Source organism: Lacticaseibacillus chiayiensis, assembly GCF_004123795.1.
Classification (GTDB): domain Bacteria; phylum Bacillota; class Bacilli; order Lactobacillales; family Lactobacillaceae; genus Lacticaseibacillus; species Lacticaseibacillus chiayiensis.
Window position 1 is genome coordinate 1 of record NZ_MSSM01000030.1, and the last position, 25,009, is coordinate 25,009.

Genomic DNA, 25,009 nt, shown 5'->3' on the forward strand with positions numbered 1-25,009 from the left:
CACCCTAAGGAAGTCCCGGACGCAGGATTTCCTGTCCAAGATTTTGGCACAATAAGTTTTTACCTTCATGACCTTATCCGGTATTTTCTGGGTGGGGTTTTTTGTTTGGGTGATGAGTATAAGATACGCTGGTAAAAATAACTTCACATGCACAGCCGCGCAACAAGTGCGTCGCTTGCAATCTAATTTTAGAATCTTTATAATGTTAAGCGAACATTTGTTTTATAAGGAGATTACGATGGCATCTGCACACATTGAGCATAAATTATCGTTGCTGCCGGATTTGCCCGGCAGTTACCAGATGAAAGATATTAACGGGAAGATTATTTATGTCGGTAAAGCCAAGAATCTAAAGAATCGCGTTCGCTCTTACTTCAAGAGTTCACATGATGGCAAGGTAGCAGCAATGGTGGCGCAGGTAGCTGATTTTGACTATATTGTGACCTCGACAGATAAAGAAGCCTTTTTGCTTGAAATCACGTTGATTCAAAAATATCAGCCGTATTACAACATCAAGCTCAAGAAGGGGACCGGTTATCCTTATATCAAGATTACGCACGAGCGCGATCCGAAAATTGAAATCACCGGAACGATTCGTAAAGACGGTGGCTACTACTTTGGCCCGTATCCTAATGTTTATGCGGCGCAGGAAACAATGCACTTTATTCAAAAAGTGTACCCATTACGCCGGTGCAACGGGTATCAAGGAAGGCCGTGTCTGTATTATCACATGGGTCAGTGTCTGGGTGCATGTTTTCGCACCGTACCGGAAAAAGAATACACCGATCAAATTGCTCGGATCAAACGGTTCTTGAATGGCAATGTTAGCAAGGCTAAGGCCAGTCTGACGGCTAAAATGGAGCGAGCAGCTAAAAATCTGCAATTCGAACGGGCTGCAGAAATTCGCGACCAATTGTATTACATCGAACAGACCGTTGAAAAGCAAAAGATTATTTCGAATGACAATACCACGCGTGATTTGTTTAATTTCTATATGGACAAAGGTTGGATCAGCATTCAGGTCTTCTTTATTCGGCAGGCACGGTTAATGAAACGTGAATCTCGGCTTTTTCCGGTCGTCAACACGGCCAAGGAGGAATTTGAGTCCTTCATTTTGCAGTTTTACAGTCGCAAAAATAATGTCAAACCGCATGAAGTTTTGGTGCCGGCAGGGCTGGATAATAAGGTGCTTGCCGATATTCTAGGTGTTCCGGTGCGTACTCCGCAACGAGGCGAGAAACGTGATTTGATGGCATTAGCGGCGAAGAACAGCCAGATCAAGCTTGAAGATAAGTTTCGCTTGATGGAATTGGATAATCGCACAACGATCGGGGCCATGAAGGAATTAATGGCGGCGTTAAAGTTGCCAATGGGTCATGTGGTTGAAGCTTTTGACCACAGTCACATCCAAGGCGCTGATCCGGTTTCTGCAATGGTTCAATTTGTTGACGGGCAGCCAGCCAAAAACAACTATCGCAAATATAAGTTGGATGCTGATAAAACCCACAATGGTGCGGATGAAGCAGCAAATACGCGTGAGGTCATTCGGCGGCGGTATACTCGATTGCTGAAGGAACATGCGGCACTGCCGGATCTGATTTTGATGGATGGTGGCGAAATCGAAATGAATGCTGCCAAGGACGTTTTGGAAAATGAATTGAATCTTGATATTCCGGTTGCCGGGATGGTTAAGAATAATAAGCACAAAACCGCTGCGCTTCTGTTTGGTAATGCCGACCAAATGATTAATCTGGATCCGAAGTCACAGGGCTTTTATTTACTGGAACGCATCCAAGATGAGGTTCACCGGTTTGCAATTTCATTTCATCGTCAATTGCACGCCAAGAATTCACTGGCATCGCGTTTGGAAGGTATCAAGGGTGTCGGTCCTAAGACGCGTTTGAAGTTGTTACGCAAGTTTAAAACAATTACCAAGATCAAAGAAGCACCGATCGAAGACATTCAGGAGCTTGGCATTTCCAAACGCGTGGCGCAGGCGTTGAAACTATCACTAACGGCTGATCCAACGCCAGCACGCCGGGTTTAAGCCTTGCTCAGAAAAATTGGACAGAAAAAATCGCAGCGATTTGCCTCTCGCTGCGATTTTTTTAATAAGCATCAATTAAGGCTACATGTTGAGCCTGCGCTAAAACGAATCATTGATTCTCTTTAGCAACTGGGCGCCAGAAGCCAAGAATTAATGCGGCAATGACAGTCCCGATAACCAGTGACATTATGAACCCGAGTTTCTGATTTGTTAGCAGAAGGGCCACAATGCCGCCATGCGGTGCCGGAACGTTGACGTGCCAGAGCTGAGTTAACCCGCCGGCAATTGCGGAACCAACGACTGAACTGCCGATGATATGAACCGGATCGGTCGCGGCAAATGGAATCGCACCTTCAGTAATAAAGGTCAGCCCAAGTGCATAGTTGGATAAGCCGGCATTGCGTTCCTGCAGCGTGAATTTTTTCGGGAAGAAGGTGGAAGCAACTGCAATTGCCAGTGGTGGAATCATCCCACCGATCATGACAGCAGCCATCCAGCGGCCGTCCTTAAAGCCAGATGCCTGATAAACCCCGATGGCAAACGTGTAAGCCGCTTTGTTGAATGGGCCGCCCATGTCGATACTCATCATGGCCGCCAAAATGACACCGATGAGAATGGCATTGCCAGTTCCCATACCTTCAAGAAAACTAATTAATGCACCGTTGATCGCGGCAAAAATCGGGTTGATGATGAAGAACATCAGCAGACCCATAATGGCCAGACCGATTACGGGATACAGCAGGATGGTGCGCATGCCGTCCAGTGACTTCGGCATTTTTGCCAAAGCTTTCTTTAGGCCAACGATTATCCAGCCGGCAGCAAACCCGGCAACCAGACCGCCCAAGAAACCAGCCGGATTCTGGGCTTTCACAAATGAAGCGGAAGCGACCGTTGCCATGTAACCACTGACGAACCCTGGCATCAAGGCTGGTCGATCACCGATAGATTCAGCGATATACGCCGCTAGTACAGGTACCAGGAAGCTGAAGGCAAATGTCCCCAGATGATTGGTGAAGGTGAACCACATGGAAGCCTTACCCAGCCATTGTTCAAGGATGAATGAGATTGCCATGATAATCCCGCCGCCAACAACGAATGGCAACATATTGGAAACACCGTTCATCAGGTCTTTGTAAATTCGATTCCAGAGGGTACCGTCAGAAGTTTCTTCAGTACTAGAGCTTTGTGCATCTGCACCGCTTGCGTGAAAGACCTGACCCTCACCTTTAAGAGTTTCTTCGATTAATTCTCTCGGCTTTTTGATGCCATCGATGACAGGTCGGTTCAACAATTTCTTGCCGTTAAACCGATCCATTTCGACCTTTTTATCAGCAGCAACGATAACACCGGTAGCCCGGTTGATATCACTTTCGGTAAGTTTGTGCTTGATTCCTTCAGAGCCGTTGGTTTCGACTTTAATATCGACACCCATCTTTTCCGCGGTTTCTTTTAACGCAGCTTCGGCCATGTACGTGTGAGCAATTCCGGTCGGGCAAGCGGTAACGGCGACAATAAATGGTCGTTCTTTTCGTTTTTCTTCTTTGAATTCGGCTTGTTTATCAGCAGCACTTTTAGTTTCCTGTGCTTTTTCAGCTTCAGCCTCTTTCTTATCTTTAGCAACTTTTTCGGCCTGTGCTTTGCCGAATAAATCCAGTACCTCGTCCGGTGTTTTGGCTTGTTTCAAGTCTGCAACCAGTTTTGGATTGATTAAAAGGGAAGACAGCGCAGCCAGAGCGGCTAAATGTTCATTATTGGCGCCTTCTGGGGCAGCAATCATGAAGAATAAGTGTACCGGCTGGCCATCAAGCGCGTTAAAGTCAACACCTTTGGCACTCTTAGCAAAAAGTACAGTCGCTCGAGTGACGGCACTGTCTTTGGCGTGAGGCATCGCAATGCCTTCGCCAATCCCAGTGGTGGACTCAGCTTCACGTTTTAAAATATCCTGACGATATTCGTTAGCATCGGTTATAATGCCTTCTGCGTGATACTTGTCGACCATTTCATTGATCACGGCCTCTTTGGTGGTTCCTTTGAGATCCATGATCATGACATTTTTTAATAGTAAGTCACGAATGTCCATATTGTCCTCCTAAACTTCAGTAATGCTGATGGTTTGTTTAACGGCAGCGATTTTATCGGCGGTAGCGAGATCCTCGGAAAAAGCGGTAGCAGAGCCGCAAGCAATGCCGACCTTAAAACTTTCCAAGGCATCATGAGTTTGGGCAAATGTTCCGGTAAAGCCTGCTAGCATGCTATCACCGGCGCCGACCGAGTTAACTGCTGGCTGCTTTGGAACCGTGCCAAGCCAAGCGTGGTCGTGCTCAATCATCAATGCGCCAGCACCCGCCATTGAAATCAGAACGTGTTGAGCTCCCAGATCCAGCAAGCGCCGACCGGACTTAATGATGGCGTCTTGACTGGTGTATGGCGCGTCGTTGAACAAGGCTGCGAGTTCATGATGGTTAGGTTTGACCACCAACGGATGATCCGGCAATGTATCCAAAAGTGCCTGGCCGGTAGTATCAATAACGAAGTCGGCTTGATGTTCGTGGATAACTGGGATTAAGTCACGATAAAACGTGGTCGGCAGTCCTTGTGGCAAACTGCCAGACATCACGACAACATCGCCAGCTGCGAGTTTAGCTAACTTTGATTTAAAGTCGGCAATTTCATCGCTAGTAATTGTTGGCCCGCTTGCATTGAGTTCGGTTTCCGATTCAGCTTTGAGTTTAACGTTAATTCGGGTATCACCTTTGATCTTCGTGAAGTCACAAGGCATCGCGATGGCATCGAGTTGTTGTTGGATAAAAGTGCCGGTGAATCCGCCGAGAAACCCCCAAGCAGTTGTCGGCAAGCCAAGTGTCTGAAGAATTCGGCTAACATTGATGCCTTTACCGCCTGGCAAGTTAACCGCATGGGTCAAACGATTGACAGCACCGAGTTCAAGTTGTGGCAGTTCGATAACATAGTCAATCGAAGGGTTGAGCGTAACTGAATAGATCAAGAATGAGCCTCCTTAATATTTTTGAACCGTTGATAACCTGCCGGCAGTCCTTGCAGTGAACTGGTGAGAATCGTGACATCGCCAATATCGGCGAACTTGACGAAACTGACCTGTTCAAATTTACTTGGATCCGCGAGAATCATCGGTTGGCGCGCTTGATGAATCGCCAGGCGCTTGATCACGGCTTCTTCCGGATCAGGGGTGGTGTTCCCAGAATGCCATTCGTGCCGATAAAGGCAATATCGAAACGATAATGATGAAGTGCTTCAGCAGTGGTGGCACCAATCAGCGCCTTGGTTGTCGATTTAACCATACCGCCGAGCATGAGAGTCGGAATTTGATAATCCGCCAGTAAAGAGGCATTGTCTACCCCGGTTGTGATCACCGTCACACCCAGGTCAGCCAGAAAAGGAATGAGTTGGGCCGTCGTCGTTCCAGCGTCCAGGAAAACCAGATCATCTTGTTCGACTTGACGAGCTGCGGCGCGGGCTATAGCCTGCTTGGCGCGCAGGTTTTGAGTCGACTTGCTGGCCACATCCGGTTCATCACCAAGGCCGTTGATTCGTTTGGCCCCGCCGTGGATCCGTTTGAGTTCGCCGTCTGCTTCAAGTTCGTCCAAATCCCGCCGAATGGTTGATTCCGAAGCGTCCAAGGCTGCCATTAACGCTTTGGATTTGACGACAGCATGCTGTTGTAATTGGTTGAGAATGTATTGCCGCCGTTCTTCTGTAAGCACTTTCGTTTCACCTCGTCCTTCATTATACCGATGAAACGTTCAAAATCAACCTAAAACCGTTAAAAACATTCACAACGGTCAAAAACGAGCTTGTTTCATGGACTTTCCACTTTTTCCATTTGTTGTGCTTAAAGTACTTGTCCTACTCGCTGACGTGGTAAAATAAGAAAGACATGCGATCTGCTATGCGGATGGCCGGTTAACGGGTATAATTATTAAATATGTTTTTTCAGAAAGGGGATCGCCAATGTTTGTCGATCAAGTACAAGTAGAAGTTCAGGCGGGCAAAGGCGGTGACGGCATGGTCGCGTTTCGGCGGGAAAAATTCGTGCCATTTGGCGGGCCCGCCGGTGGTGATGGCGGACGCGGCGGTAGTATTATTTTATACGTAGACGAAGGTTTACGAACGTTGATGGATTTTCGCTACCAGCGGCATTTTAAAGCGCCAGCCGGTGGCAATGGTCAGGGTAAGTCTATGTATGGGCGCGCAGCCGAAGATCGGCGGATTGCCGTGCCGGCAGGAACCACGGTCACCGATGCCGATACCGGAGAAGTACTCGGTGATTTGACGAAACCGGGACAGGAACTTGTTGTTGCTAAAGGCGGACGCGGCGGACGCGGTAATATTCATTTTGTGTCACCCAAAAACACGGCACCGGAAATTGCCGAGAATGGCGAGCCTGGTCAACATCGCTTCATTAAGTTAGAGTTGAAAGTGCTTGCCGATGTCGGTTTGGTCGGTTTTCCGTCAGTCGGCAAATCAACCTTGTTGTCAGTAGTTACCCAGGCTAAGCCCAAGATTGCTGCGTACCAATTTACAACGTTGGTGCCGAACTTAGGTATGGTGCAGCTCGATGACGGCACTGATTTTGTTATGGCTGATTTGCCGGGCTTAATTGAAGGCGCCTCACACGGTGTCGGTCTTGGCATTCAGTTTTTGCGGCATGTTGAGCGGACGCGGGTCTTGCTGCATCTGGTTGAAATGGATCCGGAAAATGGCCGCGAACCGCTGGAAGATTATGACCAGATTCGCCGCGAACTAGGTGTTTATGATGAGAATATCTTAAAGCGACCGGAATTAATTGTCGCAACTAAAATGGATCTGCCGGGTGCAGATGAAAGATTTGCTGAGTTTAAAGCAGCCTTGCTCAAGCGCGGCATTGATCCAACCAATATTTTTGAAATTTCCAGTTTGACACATCACGGCGTCATGCCGCTGATGCATCGCACCGCGAAAGTGCTGAAAACTGCACCACAATTTGGACCGAAACAGGAACCAGTTAAAACCGTGGATTACAAGTTTGCACCAGAACCGGCATTGAAGGTGACACGGGATAGCGACGGTACCTTTGTCTTAACCGGTGATAAAGTGGAACGGGCTTTTAAAATGGCGAATCTTGATCATGAGGATGGCGTCATGCGATTTGCCCGACAACTACGGCGGATGGGTGTTGACGATGCTTTGCGACAAGCAGGGGCGCAAAGTGGCGATTTAGTTGCGATTGACGATTTTACCTTTGAGTTTGTGGAATAATCTCCAGTGAGCCAGCTGGAAGCTGTAATCTTTTTAAAGAATGGTGGGGCCTCAATTGAAACAGACGCGTAGACAAAAGCGCCGGTATATTCATGGATTTGACGGTTTACGAACAATTGGTGTCATTGGTGTGATCTTGTATCATCTGCGTCCCGAATTATTTCGGGGTGGCTACTTGGGTGTGCCGATCTTCATGGTTGTTTCCGGTTATTTAATTACGGACGGTTTATTGATTGAGTTTGGTCGCAATGGGCGAATTGATTTTAAGAATTTTTTCATTCGGCGGTTTAAACGTCTTTACCCGGGACTCATTACCGTTTTGTTTGGAACAGCAGCTTATATCACGCTCTTTTCGCAAAATCTCCTGCACAATCTGCACATGATGGTACTGACCAATTTGCTGTATGTTTATAACTGGTGGCAGATTTTGAACGGTCAGTCTTATTTTGCGCGCTATGCTAACGGTGAATCGCCTTTCACTCATTTGTGGACGCTTTCAATTGAAGGACAGTATTATTTAGTATGGCCATTTCTAGTTTTAGGCTTACTGCTGTTAGTCAAAAACAGGCATCAGATCGCCAATATTGTCTTGATTTTAGCGGCAGCCAGCGGCGCGTGGATGGCCATCTTATATATGATGACCGTCGCGCACACGTCACCTGCAGCATTTGATCCGAGCCGGTTATACTACGGTACGGACACACGGGCATTTTCAATTTTGCTTGGTGCCGCTTTGGCGTTCATCTGGCCAAGTGGTCGGCTTTCGGAGCATTTACCGCGAAAGTGGGTTATTAGTCTCGATTTACTGGGGACGGTAAGCTTTGTTGGCTTATTGACCATGGTCTTCACGGTTGATGCCCAAAGCAGTTTCCTTTATGAAGGCGGTATGGTGCTGTTTTCAATTCTGACGACGATTCTGGTTGCGGTTGTCGCCCATCCAGCAGCACATTTTGATCGCTTACTGAGCAATCCATTATTTAGCTATATCGGCAGCCGCAGTTATGGCTTGTACCTCTACCAATTTCCAGTCATGATTTTCTGGGAGAATCGTTTCCGCAACATTGCCGATCATCCAGTTTTGTATCCGGTGATTGAGGTCATCTTAATCGTGTTGATCTCCGAAATCTCGTATCGGTGGATTGAACAGCCAGCGGCGCATTTTGACTACCATAAAACCTGGACGTTCATTAAGGGGTTGGCAGATCCAAAGAAACGCATGGGCAAAGCGCGCTGGATCAGCTATGCAGCTTTAGTCATTTTGGCAATTGGCAGCGTTGGTCTGGCTAAGGCACCGTCAGCTAAAGCGGTCGGTGACGACTCACCACTGGCCAAACAACTTAAGAAACGTGCGGAATCGCCTGAAGAAAAGGCCAAGCGTCTGGAAGCCGCGCGCTCCAGTTTAGCCGAAGAGCGAAAAGTAGCCAAAAATAAAACCGAACAAAAATCACGCTCTCGTTTACAGGAATCGAAATATGCATCGCAAGCAAAGGTACATCCGGTTAACCAGGAATATGAACAATACGGATTAACCCAGATTGAACTACAACGGGCCCAGGATATGGGATTAACCGCGATTGGCGACTCTGTCATGCTTGACGGCGAAGATGGCCTCCAGAAGATCTTTCCTAAAGCAGTGATAGATGCGGCTGTGTCTCGGCAAATGATCAATAGCATTGATCTGGTTCGCAGTTACGCGGAAAAGGGTGTGTTAGCGAACATCGTGTTAATTGGTTTAGGTACCAACGGCCCATTTTCGGATGATCAGCTCGCTCAGATGATGCAGGCGATCGGCCCAGATCGGCAAGTCTTCTGGATTAATGTGCGGGTGCCAACGCGGGCATGGCAAAATGATGTTAACGACAAGTTGGAAGCTGCGCAAAAGCAATATAAGAATCTAACGGTCATTGATTGGTTCCATAAATCCGATGGGCATCCTAATTGGTTCTACAAGGATATGGTACACATGAACCCAACAGGGAATCCGCAGTATGCGGCCTTTATCGCCAAGACCATTTTGGATAAAACCAAGCAGTCAACTGATTAGTATCCTATTGAAGTTGACGTAAGCTAACATGAGTTCCGATAAGGGGTTGGAAAACCAATCGTTCTTATCGGACTTTTCTTTTGCCGTGAGATGAATTTCCAAGGTTAGACAGTGTTATCAGCGATTAAACAAGGATAATTCTGCAGGACTTGTGGTAGACTACAAAGTGAAGTTTGACAGAATAGGAAGTATGGTATGGAAATTCAATTTTTGGGTACAGGCGCCGGTTCGCCTTCCAAAGTTCGCAATGTCAGCAGTCTGGCGCTAAAACTGCTTGATGAACGCAATGAGGTTTGGCTATTTGATGTTGGTGAAGGTACTCAGCATCAGATTCTACAAACCGCGATTAAGCCGCGAAAGATTGCCAAGGTGTTCATCACCCATTTGCATGGCGACCACATTTTCGGGTTACCGGGGTTTTTGGCGAGTCGCGCTAACCAAGGCGGCACTGATCCGCTCACAATTTACGGGCCGCCCGGGATTGAGGATTTTGTTAAAACTAGTCTGAGAGTTTCCCAGAGTCATTTGAGTTATGCCTTAAAATTTGTGTTGTTGCGGCATCCAGGAATGATTTTTGAAGATCAGACCTTTAAAGTCAGTTTCGATCGACTTGACCATCGCATCACCAGTTTTGGGTTTCGGGTTGAGGAAAAGCCACATCCGGGTGAGTTGTTGATTGATAAAGTACGTGCCGCTAGAATTCCGTCTGGACCGGTTTATGCCGAGTTAAAGGCCGGTAAACAAGTAACACTGCCTGATGGCCGGACGTTTGATGGCCATGATTTTATCGGGCCAGCGCAACCGGGACGGATCGTGACCATTTTTGGCGACACCAGAAAATGCAGCCGCTCGCTGCCGTTAGCGGCTGGCGCAGATGTTTTGGTTCACGAAAGTACTTTTGGCCCGGACGAAAGCCAGTTAGCCGAACAGTACTATCATTCAACCAATATTCAGGCTGCAGAGTTAGCCAAGCGCGCCGGTGTCGGCAAGTTGTTGCTGAATCACATTTCTGCGCGGTATCTTGGCCCTAACGTTGCAATGTTAGAAAAAAGTGCGCGGCATATTTTTCCCAATTCGCACGTGGTGAAAGATTTTGAAGAAGTTAATATTCCGTTTGCGAGTCCCAAGTTGGCATCGGCGGGATCTGTTCAGTAAATGGATTCTGTCAGGAAACGACAATGGTGATTAGCTGAGAAGCAATACCGGATCAGAGTGGCAGTGGCTTAAGCTTAATTGGAACAGCAAAGCGTACAAGGAGGGAGCAGCATCGTGAAACAACACCTAACAGTAGTTATTTCTGGCGGGTCAGCCGGATTGGGTAAAGCAATTGGGTTGGAAGCCGCCAAAAAAGGGGCAACGGTGGTTTTCCTGGCACGTAGACGTGACAAGTTGCGTCAGGCTCAAGCCGAGGCAAGTTCACTTTCTGGCCGACCAGCATTTGCCTTTCCGGTTGATGTGGCCGATCCGGTTGCCATTGAAGCCGTCGTTGAGCGCATTCATGCCACAGTCGGGTTCGTTGATGTGTTAGTCAATGCGGCCGGATTTGGTCATTTTGAGAATGCGTTTGACACGGATATGCACTTGGTTGAACGCATGTTTCGCGTGAATGTTTTGGGAACCATGTACTTAACCAAGTTACTGGGACGCGATATGGCGGTTCGTGGACAGGGACACATTATTAATGTATCTTCAATGGCAGGCAAAATTGCAACGCCTAAGTCAGCCATTTATTCGGCAACAAAATTTGCGGTTTTGGGTTATAGTAACGGGTTGCGGCTTGAGCTCAAGCCATTTGGCATCAACGTCACAACGGTAAACCCGGGACCGATTGCAACTGACTTCTTCAAATCGGCCGGGGCATTGGATTACTTAGCCAGTGTTTCATGGCTGGTATTGGATCCTGATAAGCTGGCCCGCCGAATTGTTGCGACGTTCAATCATCCGGTAAGGGAAATCAATACACCTTGGCTGATGAATCTGGGTGCTAACCTGTATACTTTATTTCCACATATTGGTGATTGGTTAGCGAGCGGTTTGCTGAACAAAAAATAAAGGGGTGGCTTGAATGAAGGGTCAACAGCGATTTATTATCGGATTGGTACTTGCGTTAATTTTGATTATTTTTGCGTTACTAAATGGTCAAGGTGTGTCGGTTAACTTTTTTGGCATTCAATTGGAGTGGCCATTGATCGTGATCATTGCAGTTTCCGTGCTAATCGGCGCTGTGGTTACTTGGTTAATTTCAACCAGTGCTGTTGCGAATGCCAAAAAGCAGATTCGTGAACTGCAGCAACGGGTCACTGAATTGACAAAGACTAACAAGGCCGAAAAGCCGGCGCCTAAACCGGTTCAGGCACCTAAAGAAGAGCCGGCTGATTCCCCCAAAAAATAAGTACGAAACGCGGATGATTTATTTCGCGTTTTTTTTGAATAAAGTTTGACCTTTACTGACCAATATCGTAAAGTGGATTTGAAAATAATGAATGGTCATGGAGGGATACGTGGATGAATCCAGATAATTTTACTCAAGCAGTTGCTGAGGCTTTAGGCGCCGCGCAGCAAATTGCCCAAGTACGGCATCATCAAGAAATTGACATTCCGCATGTCATGAAAAGTCTGGTCCAGCCTAATCAGTTGGCTGAGCAGATTTATCGTGAAGCCGGCGTGAATATCCAAGGGCTGAACGCTGCCATTGATGCGGCGCTTGAAGCCGAGCCGGTCGTGGAAGGTGCCAGCACTTATGGTCAGAGTATGTCCCAAAATCTGGCTCAGTTACTGACAGATGCCAACACTACCAAAGATGAATTCGGTGACACTTATATTTCAACGGAGGCGCTGTTGCTCGCGCTTTATCAGCAGCGTTACAACGCGATCACGCAGTACTTACTCAACGATGCAAAAGTCGATGCCAAAAAGCTGCGACAGGTGATTGACAAGATTCGCGGCGGAGAAAAAGTAACTAGCAAGAATGCTGAAGCGAGCTACAAGAGTTTGGAGAAATACGGCACTGATCTTGTTAAAGAAGCACGCAGCGGGAAAATGGATCCGATTATTGGTAGGGATGAGGAAATTCGCGATGTGATTCGAATTCTGAGTCGTAAAACCAAGAACAATCCGGTTTTGATTGGCGAACCGGGTGTCGGGAAAACCGCGATTGTTGAGGGCTTGGCCCAACGAATCGTTAAAAATGATGTGCCTGACAACTTAAAAAATAAAACTATTATCTCTCTGGATATGGGTAGTTTGGTTGCGGGCGCCAAATACCGCGGTGAATTTGAAGAACGGCTAAAAGCAGTATTGAAAGAAGTTAAAAAGAGTGAAGGTCAAATCATTCTTTTTATCGACGAAATTCATAACATCGTGGGTGCCGGTCGCGCTGAAGGTTCCATGGATGCCGGCAACTTGCTTAAGCCGATGCTGGCGCGTGGCGAGCTGCATCTGATCGGCGCCACAACGCTTGACGAATATCGGGAAAACATTGAAAAAGATAAAGCCTTGGAGCGGCGTTTTCAGCGGGTTCTGGTGCAGGAACCAACCGTGGAAGACACAATCAGCATTTTGCGCGGTCTGAAGGAACGGTTCGAAATTTTTCACAAAGTACGGATTCACGACTCGGCGCTTGTGGCGGCGGCAACCTTGTCGAACCGGTATATTACGGACCGGTTTTTACCGGATAAGGCGATCGATCTAGTTGATGAAGCGTGCGCCACCATCAATGTCGAAATGAATTCCCGCCCAACTGAACTGGATGTTGCTGAGCGCAAACAGATGCAATTGGAAATCGAGCAGCAGGCGTTGAAGAATGAAAGCGATCCGGCAAGTAAGAAGCGCTTGGCAAATGCCGATGCCGAGTTGGCCAACTTGAAGGAAAAAACCAACAAATTAAAAGCGCAGTGGGAAGCAGAAAAGAAAGATATCCGGGAACTTAACGAGAAGAAGTCAGCGATTGACAAGGCTAAACATGAGCTGGAAGATGCTCAAAGCCGTTATGATCTGGAAACTGCGGCCCGCTTACAACATGGCACGATCCCACAACTTGAAAAAGAGTTGCAAGCCATGGAGAATAACGATCGGCCCCAGTCCTGGTTAGTGCAGGAAAGTGTGACTGAAAATGAAATTGCGGCAGTGATTTCACGGGAAACCGGCATTCCAATTGCTAAACTGGTTGAAGGTGATCGCCAGAAGTTGCTGCATCTGGCTGATAATTTACACAAACGCGTTATCGGCCAGAACGAAGCGGTCACCGCAGTTTCCGATGCGGTTTTGCGTTCTCGTGCTGGGTTGCAGGACCCAAGCCGTCCGCTGGGCAGTTTCCTTTTCCTAGGGCCCACAGGTGTCGGGAAGACTGAACTTGCCAAAGCGTTGGCTGAGGATTTGTTCGATTCGGAAAAGCACATGGTCCGCATTGATATGTCTGAATACATGGAAAAAGCAAGTGTTTCACGGTTAGTCGGTGCCGCGCCGGGTTATGTCGGCTACGAACAGGGTGGTCAGTTAACGGAAGCGGTTCGCCGTAATCCATACACAATTGTGTTGTTGGACGAAATCGAAAAGGCCAATCCGGATGTCTTCAATATTTTATTGCAGGTGTTAGATGATGGTCGCTTAACTGACGGACAAGGCCGGACGGTTGATTTTAAGAACACGATTATCATTATGACCTCGAATCTGGGCTCGGAGTACCTTTTGGATGGCGTTCAGGCTGATGGAACCGTCAGTCAGCAGGCGAAAGATCAAGTGCGTCAACTGGTCAACAAAGCCTTTAAACCGGAATTTCTGAACCGAATTGATGACATTATCATGTTTCACCCGCTTTCACTGGATGATGTTAAACAAATTGCTGTTAAAGATTTGCATCAGTTGGGAACCCGGTTGGCCGATCAGCAGATCACTTTGGATATTACGCCAGAAGCACAGACCTGGCTGGCAGACAAGGGCTACGATCCTGCATTCGGCGCACGGCCGCTGCAGCGTTTAATCACCAGTGCCGTTGAAACACCATTGGCCAAAGAGCTCATTCGCGGCACTATTGAACCCGATCAGAAAGTCGTGATCACCGTTGTCGACAATCAGCTGCAATTTAAAGCCAAGCAAGTTGCAGCCAAGGCCTAAGCTTGCAATGGCTGAATTATTCTGTAAAGACCCTTGCCTTGACGCCGCTTTTCATGTATGATTAGCGTTGCTGTGACAGAACAAGTTTCTGTCCACGCGTGATGATGATCGGACTTGCATTTTGATCATCGACCGTATAAAGTAGTTTAGAAATCTTACTAAAAAAGGGGTTTTCCGCTCATGGCAGTTCCAGCACGCAGAACGTCAAAGACCAAGAAGCGTATGCGCCGCGGTCACATTAAGTTGAATGTGCCTAACTTGCAATTCGATGCAGCAACCGGCGAATACCGCGTTTCCCACCACGTTTCACCTAAGGGTTATTACAAGGGTGCACAAGTGGTCAAGAAGTCTGACGATAACGCAAATGCATAACAAAAAAGCCAACACATCATCTGTGCTGGCTTTTTTATTGGGCGCGAATAGGAGCGCTTAGAAATCGGAGTGTAAGCGGCATCAGGCATGATGGTCGGTTTTTGGCCATTAAGTCCGAGGTCCTCACACGTAGATTTCTGCGACTGTAGCGCGTTACAGAGCGAGAGAGTCAACGGAACGGAACACATGCATAGATAAGACCTTATGAATCATTAGCTCTTCAGCATCTGAATAAATATATGACGAATAGCCTGGTAGATATTCAGCTATTGAGCCGGTGAACATTTGGTTATCAAAACTAACTGTCATGATATAATGTAGCTAAAAACGAGGTGCAATATGGCTGAAAATAAAAAATTTGCCGATTACTTGGCACAACTTCAAGGAGCGCAGTTTCCCCGCTGGGCCGATTTACCCCAATTTGATCTATACATGGATCAGGTTATTCAATATGTGAATGATATTGTGTCACCGCTTGGTTTTGGTGAGATCACCTCGACCATGGTGAACAACTATGTCAAAAAAGGGGTAATTAAAGCTCCCGTCAAGAAAAAATATCGTCCGGAACAATTGGCGAATATTTTAGTGATCGCTATGTTGAAACCGGTCTTTGCGCTGGACATGATTGCGAAGGGGATCCGCTTCGCCAAAGAAGGTCGGCCAGTCGCTCAAGCATATGACACCTTTATCTTGACTTTTGTCAGTGCCATTGAGCAGGCAAACTCCGATTTTAACGATGCTCTGACCATTAATCGTGTGAATAAGCCAGACACAACGGCAACCCGGCATGCGGTGGTGACGTTGGCTATTAATGCGGTTTTGCAAAAGCTCATGGTTGAAAACATGCTGGAACTCGAAGAAGCATCGGCGCCAAAGGAAGGGAAAAAGGCATGAAACTCACGATATTGTCGACTAGCGATACCCATGGTTTTGTTTTGCCGACTAATTATGTCAAACGTCAGCAGGATCTTTCTTTTTCACTTGCCAAGGCTAAGACGGTTTTGGATGCTCAAAAAGCTTCTGCTGAAGGTCCAATTTTGACCATTGAAAATGGCGACTGGCTGCAAGGATCACCGTTAGCCTATTATGTCGCCAAAGTGAGTCAACAGCCAGAACAATTGACGCGCATTTACAATGCGGTTGGTTATGATGCCGGCATTATCGGCAACCACGAATTTAATTATGGTGCGGACTATTTGCGGCAAGCGTTGACAACACTTAATTATCCAACGTTGAATGCGAATATTACCCGCGATGGTAAACCGACTTTTGGTGCTCCTTATCAAATTTTTGAACGGGACGGGGTCAAAATTGCTGTTCTCGGCTTGACAACTTCCTATATCCCGCACTGGGAGTCACCTAAAAATATTGCTGGGCTTCAGTTTCAAGATGTTATCGCAACGGCGAAGTATTATGTATCTCGTCTCCGCCAAAAAGCGGATGTTGTCATTGTGGCTTATCATGGCGGTTTTGAACGGGATTTAAAAACAGGGCAGCCCACCGAGCGCTTGACCGGTGAAAATGTGGGTTATGCTTTGACTCAAATCCCAGGAATTGATGCGTTGATCACTGGGCATCAGCACCGGCAATTGGCCGCGACGGTAAATGGGGTTCCGATCACGCAACCAGGTTATCGCGGCGAAGCAGTCGGTAAAATCACTTTAACCCTGACGCCAACTGCAACCGGCTATCGGGTAGCAGATGGTAAGGCGGTTCTGGTTAAAACCGGCGCGTCGACTGCCAGTGAAGCCATTGTGAACATTGCCCAGCCACTCAACCAAGTTGTCGAGACTTGGCTTGATCAACCGCTGGCAAGCGTCAAAGGTGACATGCGAATTCGGGATCCGTTTGCGGCGCGGGTGTATGAAACACCTTATATCGAGTTTATTCAACGGGTGCAAATGGCCAGTACTGGCGCCGATATTTCCGGTACCGCCTTGTTTAATAACGAAGGCCGTGGTTTTGGCGCGACCATTACGATGCGCGATGTCGTGACCAATTATATTTATCCTAATACACTGGCTGTCTTGCGATTGACCGGTGCGGATCTTAAAGCCGCATTAGAACAGTGTGCAACGTATTTTTCACTGACTGCTGATGGTCAGTTGACGGTTACACCACGTTTTGAGCGACCTAAACCGCAACACTATAACTACGATATGTATCAAGGCATCGATTATACGTTGGACATTCGGCAGCCGGTCGGGCAACGGGTAACCAACCTAGCCTACCACGGGCAGCCGGTGACAGAAGAGCAAACTTATGATGTTGCCGTTAACCAATACCGGGCAGCCGGTGGTGGTAACTTTGCGATGTTTGGGCCGGAGAAGATCATTCGCGAAAATCAAAAAGATATGACCGAGTTGATTGCTGACTATTTGAAGGCTCATCCTGTTTTAGAAGCAGAGGCAGATCATAATTTTAGCGTCTTGCCGTCAATGTGACACTGAGTCATATTGTACTTGTCAAGTGCGCTGTGAACGCTTATGCTGATGGACGTCATCAATGAGATCAAGTGAAGGGAATGTTCCGTCATGAAGTTTTGGAAATACGGTCTGATTGGTCTATTGGCATTATTGTTGGTAGGCTGCGGGCAACAGTTAAGCACCACAAAAGCAACTTACGGTCGCGATGGTCTGGTTGCAACGGTCAAGGGAAATGCCAGCGGCGTCAAACGTGTCAGTTACACCAGTGACGCTGGTAAAGGAAGCGTGCCGGTTAACAGTGGCACGTTTGTCATCGATGTACCGATCACCGATAAGGCACAAAAGGTTAACCTCAAGGCGGGTTCGCTCAAAACCGATGTGACTGTCAAAGCAGGCAAATCATTAGGAAATTACGCCGATATTGCAACCAAATTTAATCAAATGCTGGCAGTTTCAAGTCTTTCAAAAGCTGATCAAGCTAAACTGAAACAGGGTCAGGCAGCGGCGTCTGCGCTACAAAAAAATGCTGCTGGCATGACCCTTGCAGAAAAAATGGCAGCTGGTCAACAGGCTCAGACACTTAAGAAGCTGATGGCACAGGCAACGGCCAATACAAAGGAAAATCAACTGCCGACAACGGTCAAAACTGGCATTCAGTCAATCTTAAAAACCGCTGATATCAATTATCGCGCGAGTGTTGCGCATGGCAAAGCAATGGGGTTTGCTGTGATTGTGCCGTTATCGGTTCTCAAAAACAACAAGAAGATGCAAGCCTTCGCAACTGATTTCGGGCTCCTAAGTACGGCGGTTGGTGCCAATGCCAAAACAGTTTTCTCGCACTTCAAGAAACTGACAAAAGATGCCAAATCTAAGAACAACGCTACGACGATTAGTACGATTAAGAGCAACGGTGTGCATTTTGACGTCGGCTACTCAACCACCGCTTTGTACCTTTACGTCACAAAGTAGTCCAACCGAAACCGTTGAATGGCTGGTTTCACTCACACTGATCATGTAGTTTGGGATTTAATTGAACATCGAAATTTAGCGATCATGAAAATAGCACCTGAAGGCAGCCAAGGCGAAGGCGGTCTTCAGGTGCTATTTTTAAGGATGGCGATCTATCAAGCGTGTTTAATTGGCACGTTGTAAGTTAATGTTCCGGTTTTCCTGTTGATTTGGCAAAGTGCTGCATAACCGGCGGGAAGAAAAATAAAATCACGACAAAAATAACGCTAACGATCGCACTTGTTTTAGGATCGTAACTGCTGCCGTTCAAGGCGCCAATCAAGAAGCCAACAACTTGGCCGAGGATCACACCCCAAACAATGGTAGGTAGATACCGCATGAAATCCCTCTTTTCTTTCGTCATCTTACCACGACTCTTGATGAAATCAACTGAAATTATGACAATTTCCAGTATAATAGGGGTGAGGTGGCAAGATGACGTTTACCCAATTACAGGTTCATAGCAATTATACCCTATTACACAGCCCATTGGCACTGCCTGATTTGATTCATGCGGCCAAGACCAGGGGCTACACGGCCATTGCCTTAACTGATACCAATGTGGTTTACGGTTTGGTCGAGTTTTATCGTCAGGCAAAAGCTGCAGAGCTAAAGCCATTGCTAGGCATGGAAATTGATATCGACGATGCCCGTTTGTTAGTTATTGCCGAAAACAATGCAGGCTATCACCAGCTCTTGAAATTATCAACACAAATCATGCTGGCAAAGACACCGGTTAAGTTTGCCGATTTATTACCGTTGACTGGGCTGGCCGCCATTACGCTGCCAGACTCGTCATTTGCAGAGGCGGTTACGGCCCATCAAGATGACCAAGCGATGGCTTTTTTAACGGCTTTAAAAGCTAAGCAGCCGATTTCGGTTTATATCGGCGTGGATGAGGCACATCTTGACGGTCCCATTCCGGCGTTTATCGCAGCACATCAACTCGAACCGCTTGCATTAGGCAATGTTCTTTATCGTGACCCGACCGATGCCTTTACACAAAAAGTGATGGTTGCTATTGATGAAGGCAGCCAAATGAATTTTCGTGATCCAGTTTTAACTGATGCCGGTGAGGACTGGTTAAAGCCGCCCGCAGACGCTGCTGCACCTTTTGCGGCGGCTGGATTACAGGCGGCAGTGGATCATACCGCTGACATTGCCACCCGTGCTGATGTCACCATTGACTTTAAGCAACCTCAGCTGCCGCATTATCAGACGCCGGATCAAATACCGTCGAAAGACTATTTGACCAAGTTGGCAGAGTCTGGACTTGCCGCCCGTTTTCATGGCCAGCCCATTCCAGATGCTTACCAAAAACGCCTGCAGTATGAGCTACATGTCATTATCGAAATGGGCTTTGCCGATTATTTTCTGGTGGTTTGGGATGTAATGAATTACGCGCATAAGGTGAACATCATGACCGGCGCCGGGCGCGGGTCGGCGGCTGGCTCATTGGTGAGTTATTCGCTAGCCATCACCGAGGTGGATCCGATCGAATATAATCTGTTATTCGAACGGTTTTTAAATCCGGCACGGGCGCAGATGCCGGATATTGATCTGGATATTCCCGATAATCGGCGCGGCGAGTTGATTCAGTATGTACACGACAAGTATGGCAAAAATCACATGGCTCAGATCATTACTTTTGGAACATTTGGGGCCAAACAGGCGATTCGTGATGTTGCGCGGGTATTTGGCTTAAGTCAGTTTGAAAGCAACACCTGGAGTAAGGCAATTCCCAATTTGTTTCACATCGACTTGAAGACAGCCTACGAGCAAAGCCAGCCGCTCAAGAATTTGGTTGCTGACTCACCAAAAAACCGAATGCTTTTTCAAACTGCGCTAGCTTTAGAAGGACTACCGCGACATTATTCGACGCATGCAGCGGGTATTGTACTCTCGGAAGAGCCATTGACCGATACGGTGGCACTGCAGCCCAGTGGTGACGGACTTGAACAGACCCAGGTGCCAAAGGACGACGTTGAAGCATTAGGCTTGTTGAAAATGGATTTTCTGGGACTGAAAAACCTTAATATTCTAGCGGCTGCCAGCCATTTTGTGGCACGGGATGCCGGCAAGCCGTTTGATCCCAAGACCATTCCGCTGAACGATAAACCGACGCTAAACTTGTTTGCGCGAGGCGATACCAATGGGGTTTTCCAGTTCGAGTCTTCTGGCATCAAAAATGTTTTGCGAAAATTGCACCCGACTGCGTTTGAAGACGTCGTTGCCGTTAACGCGTTGTATCGTCCTGGACCAATGGAAAATATTGACACCTTCATTGCCCGTAAAAACGGCCAGGAGCCGATTGCTTACCCGGATCCGGCACTGACCAAGATTCTCAAACCGACCTATGGCGTTCTCGTTTATCAGGAGCAGGTCATGCAAGTTGCCAACGTTATGGGCGGCTTCAGTCTTGGCGAAGCGGACTTGCTACGACGGGCGATGAGTAAGAAAAAGTCTGCCGTCTTGGCTGCCGAACAGGACAAATTTATCGAAGGCGCCGTTAAACAGGGGTTCCCTGAAGAAACGGCCAAGACTGTTTACGCCTACATTGATCGGTTTGCAAATTATGGCTTCAATCGTTCCCATGCTGTTGCGTATAGTAAGGTTGCCTTTTGGCTGGCTTATTTAAAAGTTCATTATCCAGCGGCGTTTTTTGCCGCCTTGATGAATGCCAGCATGAACAATTTGCCAAAATTGCGTACTTACGTTCAAGAAGCCAAGGCACGGAAAGTCGGACTGCTGGGTCCTGATATTAATACTAGCAACGGCGGTTTTAAATTAAGTCAAGGGAAAATTCGTTTTGGGCTGTTGTCCGTCAAAGGGATGCGCCGCGACTTTAGCGAAGCCATTTTTAGCGCGCGTCAAAATGGTCCGTTTAAAAACCTGCGCGATCTTTTACAACGACTGGATCCCAAATGGTTGAAAGCTGACAACTTTAAATCGTTGATTCTTGCCGGAGCATTCGATACGTTTGATGCGAATCGGGCGCAAGCGCTAGCCAATTTGGACGAGTTGATTAATTCCGTTAAATTGGCAGGCAAAGACGTCGGACTTTTCTCGATGTTGGCGCCTAAAACAATTAAAGTGCCAGAAATGCCCGCCAGTGAGCGGCTTGAAGCCGAAGCGGAGGTTCTGGGAGTTTATCTTTCCGGACATCCAGTTGATAAATATGCACCGTTGAAAACCCAATATACCTTGGTGAGCGCCAATGATCTGGAGGAAGGACAGACAGTGAACATTTTGCTGTTGGTTCGGCACATCAAACGAATTCGAACCAAAACAGGTAAGCCAATGGCCTTTGTGGACGGTCAGGATGCGACGGGCAATGTGTCACTAACTGTTTTCCCCAACTTATATCCCACAATCGAAAATTTAACCACGGATATGGTGGTGTTGGTCAACGGTCGGGTGGAGAAACGTAATGACGACTTACAGTTGATTGTGAACAGGATTCAGGATGCGCAACCGTTGCTGGCTAACTTGCCAACAGCCGAGCTTTTCATTCGGCTTGACGCCAAGGATCCGACTTTGCGCACTGGTTTACTGAAAAAATTGCAAGCTACTCACGGGACAACGCCCGTTATTACCGTCGACAGTGCAACGCGCGAAACTGTCTTATTGGACAAGCAGTATTGGGTCAAAGCTGAAGAAACACTGCTCGAAGCCTTGAAGTCAGAGTTTGGCGCTGATAATGTTGTCTTGAGAAAACGAAAAGAGTCCTAGAGAAAATTGTAAAATGTTCTCATTTTCAGGGACTTTGTTTCAGAAAAGTGGTAAACTCAATGAGTATTTGTGGTAGGACATATCGCAAAAGAATATGCATGAGGTGAAATAATGAAACGCATTGGTATTTTGACCAGTGGCGGCGATGCACCAGGCATGAACGCTGCGGTCCGTGCTGTTGCCCGCAAGGCGATGCATGAAGGACTTGAGGTATACGGCATCAATTATGGCTTTGCTGGATTAGTGGCCGGTGATATTTTTAAAATGAGCGAGTCAACTGTCGGCGATAAGATTCAGCGTGGCGGGACCATGCTGTATTCGGCTCGCTATCCGCAATTCGCTCAAGAAGAAGGTCAGTTGCGTGGGGTTGAACAACTGAACAAGTTCGGAATTGAAGCATTGGTTGTCATTGGTGGCGACGGTTCTTATCACGGTGCTTTGGCTCTGACCCGTCATGGTTTCAATACAATCGGTTTGCCGGGAACGATCGATAACGATATCCCGTACACTGACTTCACAATCGGCTTTGACACGGCGGTAAATACCGTGGTTGAGGCGGTTGACCGGTTACGTGACACCGCGGCTTCCCATGAACGGACCTTTGTTGTTGAGGTCATGGGTCGTGAGGCTGGTGACATTGCACTTTGGTCCGGTGTGGCCGGTGGCGCCGAAGATGTGATTATTCCGGAACATGACTTTGATGTGAAGAAAATTGCGTCGAAGTTACAGAGTTCTCGTGAACGCGGTCAGAAGCATGCGGTTATTTTGCTTGCTGAAGGCGTGATGCATGCCGACCAGTTTGCCAAAGAATTAGCGGCTTACGGTGACTTCCAATTACGTGCAACGGTTCTGGGTCACATTGTCCGGGGCGGTGCACCATCAGCTCGTGATCGCGTATTGGCTTCACAAATGGGTGCTTACGCGGTTGAACTTTTGCTGCAAGGCAAAGGTGCATTGGCTGTTGGCATTGAAAATAACAAGATCACGGCGCATGACGTTCGAACCTTGTTTGATGCTAAACATCACGCCGAACTTTCGCTCTACACCTTGGCGGAAGAGTTAACATTTTAATTTCTGTAAACAAACGACATTAACGTCTGTTTAAATAATTGCAAGGAGCGATTTCACTTATGAAAAAAACCAAGATCGTCAGCACACTTGGACCTGCTAGCAACACCACTGACATCATCGTTAAGTTGATTGAAGCAGGCGCCAACGTTTTCCGTTTCAACTTTTCCCATGGTGATCATGAAGAGCACTTGGCACGGATGAAAATGGTTCACGAGGCTGAAAAGATCACGGGCAAGACCGTTGGTATCATGCTTGATACGAAAGGTGCCGAAATTCGGACCACGCTTGAGGATACCCCTGATGGCACGATCGAATTCCACACGGGTGATAAAGTTCGCATCTCCATGGATGCCAGTTTGAAGGGTACTAAGGAAAAGGTTGCTGTTACTTATCCTGGTCTTTACGATGACACACATGTTGGTGGCCACGTTTTGTTTGATGATGGCTTGATCGACATGAAGATCACTGAAAAAGACGAGAAGAATCGCGAACTTGTCACTGTTGTGCAAAACGACGGTGTGCTTGGCGGTAAGAAAGGTGTCAATGCTCCGGGCGTTGCCATTAATTTACCTGGTATCACTGAAAAAGACTCCAATGATATTCGTTTCGGTTTGGATCACGGGATCAACTTCATCGCTGCATCCTTTGTTCGTAAGCCTCAGGATGTTTTGGACATTCGTGAACTCCTTGAAGAAAAGAATGCACTTAATGTTCAAATCTTCCCTAAGATTGAATCTCAAGAAGGTATCGATAACATCGATGACATCTTGAAAGTTTCTGATGGCTTGATGGTTGCTCGTGGTGACATGGGCGTTGAAATTCCGTTTGAACATGTGCCGATCGTTCAAAAGCGGTTGATCAAGAAGTGCAATGCTTTGGGCAAGCCAGTTATTACGGCTACGCAAATGCTTGACTCCATGCAGGAAAACCCTCGTCCTACCCGTGCCGAAGTAAATGATGTTGCTAACGCTGTTTTTGACGGTACCGATGCAACGATGCTTTCCGGTGAATCTGCTAATGGTGATTATCCTGTCGAATCTGTTGCCGCAATGGCACGGATTGACGAATACACCGAAGCAGCGATGATGGATCAAGACGCATTTGCCTTGAAGGAATACAGCAACAAAAACGTTACTGAAGCTGTCGGTCAAAGTGTTGCACACACGGCTCGCAACCTCGGCGTTAAGACGATTGTTGCTGCGACCCAATCCGGTTACACGGCACGGATGATCTCCAAGTATCGTCCGAAGGCTGACATTCTTGCCATCACCTTTAACGAGAAGACCCAGCGCGGATTGATGGTTAACTGGGGTGTTTACCCAATCATTGCCGACAAGCCTGCTAACACCGATGCTATGTTTGACTTGGCGACCAAGAAGGCGCAAGATCTCGGCTTTGCTAAGGAAGGCGATCTGATTCTGATCACTGCTGGCGTTCCTGTTGGTGAATCTGGCACAACCAACGTTATGAAGGTTCAACTTATCGGCTCCAAGCTGGTTCAAGGTTCTGGTGTCGGTGATGAATCCACGATTGGTAAAGCGGTCATTGCAAGCAATGCGCAAGAAGCTGCTGCGAAGATGCAAAAGGGTGATATTCTGGTTGTTAAGACAACCGATAAGGATTACCTGCCAGCAATCGAAAAAGCGGCTGCCTTGGTTGTTGAAAATGGCGGTTTGACCAGTCACGCTGCCGTTGTCGGTATTGCCATGGGTATTCCAGTTGTTGTTGGTGCTGAAAATGCTACCAGCGTTATCTCTGACGGCCAGATCATTACTGTTGATTCTCGTCGTGGGATTGTTTACAAAGGCGCTACTAACGCTCTTTAATCCGGGCAATCAGCTTAACAATGGTTTTCAGAAACTCCTGAGGAAACTCAGGAGTTTTTTTTTGAAGCGCGAGCCGGTGCGATAGGAGCCGGAGGGT

17 protein-coding genes and 1 pseudogene are annotated in these 25,009 nt (G+C 47.4%); 14 read left to right on the forward strand and 4 right to left on the reverse strand.

Features of this window, described 5'->3' with window-relative positions:
• The first annotated feature begins 238 nt into the window (after window positions 1–238).
• Window positions 239–2,047, forward strand: coding sequence for an excinuclease ABC subunit UvrC (uvrC, locus tag BVJ53_RS11085; protein WP_129302449.1), 1,809 nt, complete (start codon window positions 239–241; stop codon window positions 2,045–2,047).
• Window positions 2,048–2,156: 109 nt separating this feature from the next.
• Here uvrC and BVJ53_RS11090 read toward each other — a convergent pair whose 3' ends face one another.
• The 3 genes and pseudogenes from BVJ53_RS11090 to BVJ53_RS11100 form a co-directional block, all read right to left on the reverse strand.
• Window positions 2,157–4,127, reverse strand: coding sequence for a PTS fructose transporter subunit IIABC (locus BVJ53_RS11090; RefSeq protein WP_129302450.1), 1,971 nt, complete (start codon window positions 4,125–4,127; stop codon window positions 2,157–2,159).
• A gap of 9 nt (window positions 4,128–4,136) precedes the next feature.
• A complete protein-coding gene (gene pfkB / locus BVJ53_RS11095) occupies window positions 4,137–5,051 on the reverse strand; it encodes a 1-phosphofructokinase (RefSeq protein ID WP_129302451.1) in 915 nt (304 codons plus the stop codon).
• Window positions 5,048–5,787: pseudogene (locus tag BVJ53_RS11100) on the reverse strand (DeoR/GlpR family DNA-binding transcription regulator). Before BVJ53_RS11100 ends, pfkB begins: the two are co-directional and overlap by 4 nt.
• A gap of 247 nt (window positions 5,788–6,034) precedes the next feature.
• Between BVJ53_RS11100 and obgE the strand changes: the two are divergent.
• The 10 genes from obgE (at window position 6,035) to BVJ53_RS11150 (ending at window position 18,244) form a co-directional block, all read left to right on the forward strand.
• Window positions 6,035–7,321, forward strand: a complete 1,287-nt coding sequence (gene obgE / locus BVJ53_RS11105) for a GTPase ObgE (RefSeq protein ID WP_129302452.1) — start codon at window positions 6,035–6,037, stop codon at window positions 7,319–7,321.
• 40 nt (window positions 7,322–7,361) lie between these two features.
• The gene (locus BVJ53_RS11110; protein WP_129302453.1) at window positions 7,362–9,365 is read left to right on the forward strand and encodes an acyltransferase family protein; all 2,004 of its coding nucleotides are present in this window, start codon (window positions 7,362–7,364) and stop codon (window positions 9,363–9,365) included.
• Between the two features lie 195 nt (window positions 9,366–9,560).
• Window positions 9,561–10,520: a ribonuclease Z gene (gene rnz / locus BVJ53_RS11115; protein ID WP_129302454.1), complete on the forward strand. Its 960-nt coding sequence runs from the start codon at window positions 9,561–9,563 to the stop codon at window positions 10,518–10,520.
• Window positions 10,521–10,631: 111 nt separating this feature from the next.
• On the forward strand, window positions 10,632–11,417 hold the full coding sequence (locus tag BVJ53_RS11120) for an SDR family NAD(P)-dependent oxidoreductase (protein WP_167470196.1): 786 nt from the start codon (window positions 10,632–10,634) through the stop codon (window positions 11,415–11,417).
• A 13-nt stretch (window positions 11,418–11,430) separates the two neighbouring features.
• On the forward strand, window positions 11,431–11,757 hold the full coding sequence (locus tag BVJ53_RS11125) for a LapA family protein (RefSeq protein ID WP_129302456.1): 327 nt from the start codon (window positions 11,431–11,433) through the stop codon (window positions 11,755–11,757).
• A gap of 113 nt (window positions 11,758–11,870) precedes the next feature.
• Window positions 11,871–14,477 carry an ATP-dependent chaperone ClpB gene (gene clpB, locus BVJ53_RS11130; protein WP_129302457.1) on the forward strand — a complete coding sequence of 869 codons (2,607 nt, stop codon included), beginning with the start codon at window positions 11,871–11,873 and terminating at the stop codon, window positions 14,475–14,477.
• 180 nt (window positions 14,478–14,657) lie between these two features.
• Complete coding sequence (gene rpmF, locus BVJ53_RS11135; RefSeq protein ID WP_005686472.1) at window positions 14,658–14,849, forward strand: 50S ribosomal protein L32; 192 nt, start codon at window positions 14,658–14,660, stop codon at window positions 14,847–14,849.
• A gap of 339 nt (window positions 14,850–15,188) precedes the next feature.
• Window positions 15,189–15,743 (forward strand): DUF1836 domain-containing protein, encoded by a 555-nt coding sequence (locus BVJ53_RS11140; protein WP_129302458.1) that lies wholly within the window; start codon window positions 15,189–15,191, stop codon window positions 15,741–15,743.
• The gene (locus BVJ53_RS11145) at window positions 15,740–17,293 is read left to right on the forward strand and encodes a bifunctional metallophosphatase/5'-nucleotidase (RefSeq protein WP_129302459.1); all 1,554 of its coding nucleotides are present in this window, start codon (window positions 15,740–15,742) and stop codon (window positions 17,291–17,293) included. Before BVJ53_RS11140 ends, BVJ53_RS11145 begins: the two co-directional genes overlap by 4 nt.
• A gap of 90 nt (window positions 17,294–17,383) precedes the next feature.
• Window positions 17,384–18,244: a hypothetical protein gene (locus BVJ53_RS11150; protein ID WP_129302460.1), complete on the forward strand. Its 861-nt coding sequence runs from the start codon at window positions 17,384–17,386 to the stop codon at window positions 18,242–18,244.
• A gap of 184 nt (window positions 18,245–18,428) precedes the next feature.
• On the opposite strand, the gene BVJ53_RS11155 is transcribed toward BVJ53_RS11150, so the two are convergent.
• Entirely contained in the window at window positions 18,429–18,623 is a 195-nt protein-coding gene (locus BVJ53_RS11155) for a YjzD family protein (RefSeq protein ID WP_129302500.1), read from the reverse strand.
• Between the two features lie 95 nt (window positions 18,624–18,718).
• Between BVJ53_RS11155 and dnaE the strand changes: the two genes are divergently transcribed.
• The 3 genes from dnaE (at window position 18,719) to pyk (ending at window position 24,912) form a co-directional block, all read left to right on the forward strand.
• Window positions 18,719–22,015, forward strand: coding sequence for a DNA polymerase III subunit alpha (gene dnaE / locus BVJ53_RS11160; RefSeq protein WP_129302461.1), 3,297 nt, complete (start codon window positions 18,719–18,721; stop codon window positions 22,013–22,015).
• Between the two features lie 111 nt (window positions 22,016–22,126).
• Window positions 22,127–23,086 carry a 6-phosphofructokinase gene (gene pfkA / locus BVJ53_RS11165; RefSeq protein WP_129302462.1) on the forward strand — a complete coding sequence of 320 codons (960 nt, stop codon included), beginning with the start codon at window positions 22,127–22,129 and terminating at the stop codon, window positions 23,084–23,086.
• 59 nt (window positions 23,087–23,145) lie between these two features.
• Complete coding sequence (gene pyk / locus BVJ53_RS11170; protein ID WP_129302463.1) at window positions 23,146–24,912, forward strand: pyruvate kinase; 1,767 nt, start codon at window positions 23,146–23,148, stop codon at window positions 24,910–24,912.
• Window positions 24,913–25,009: the final 97 nt, after the last annotated feature.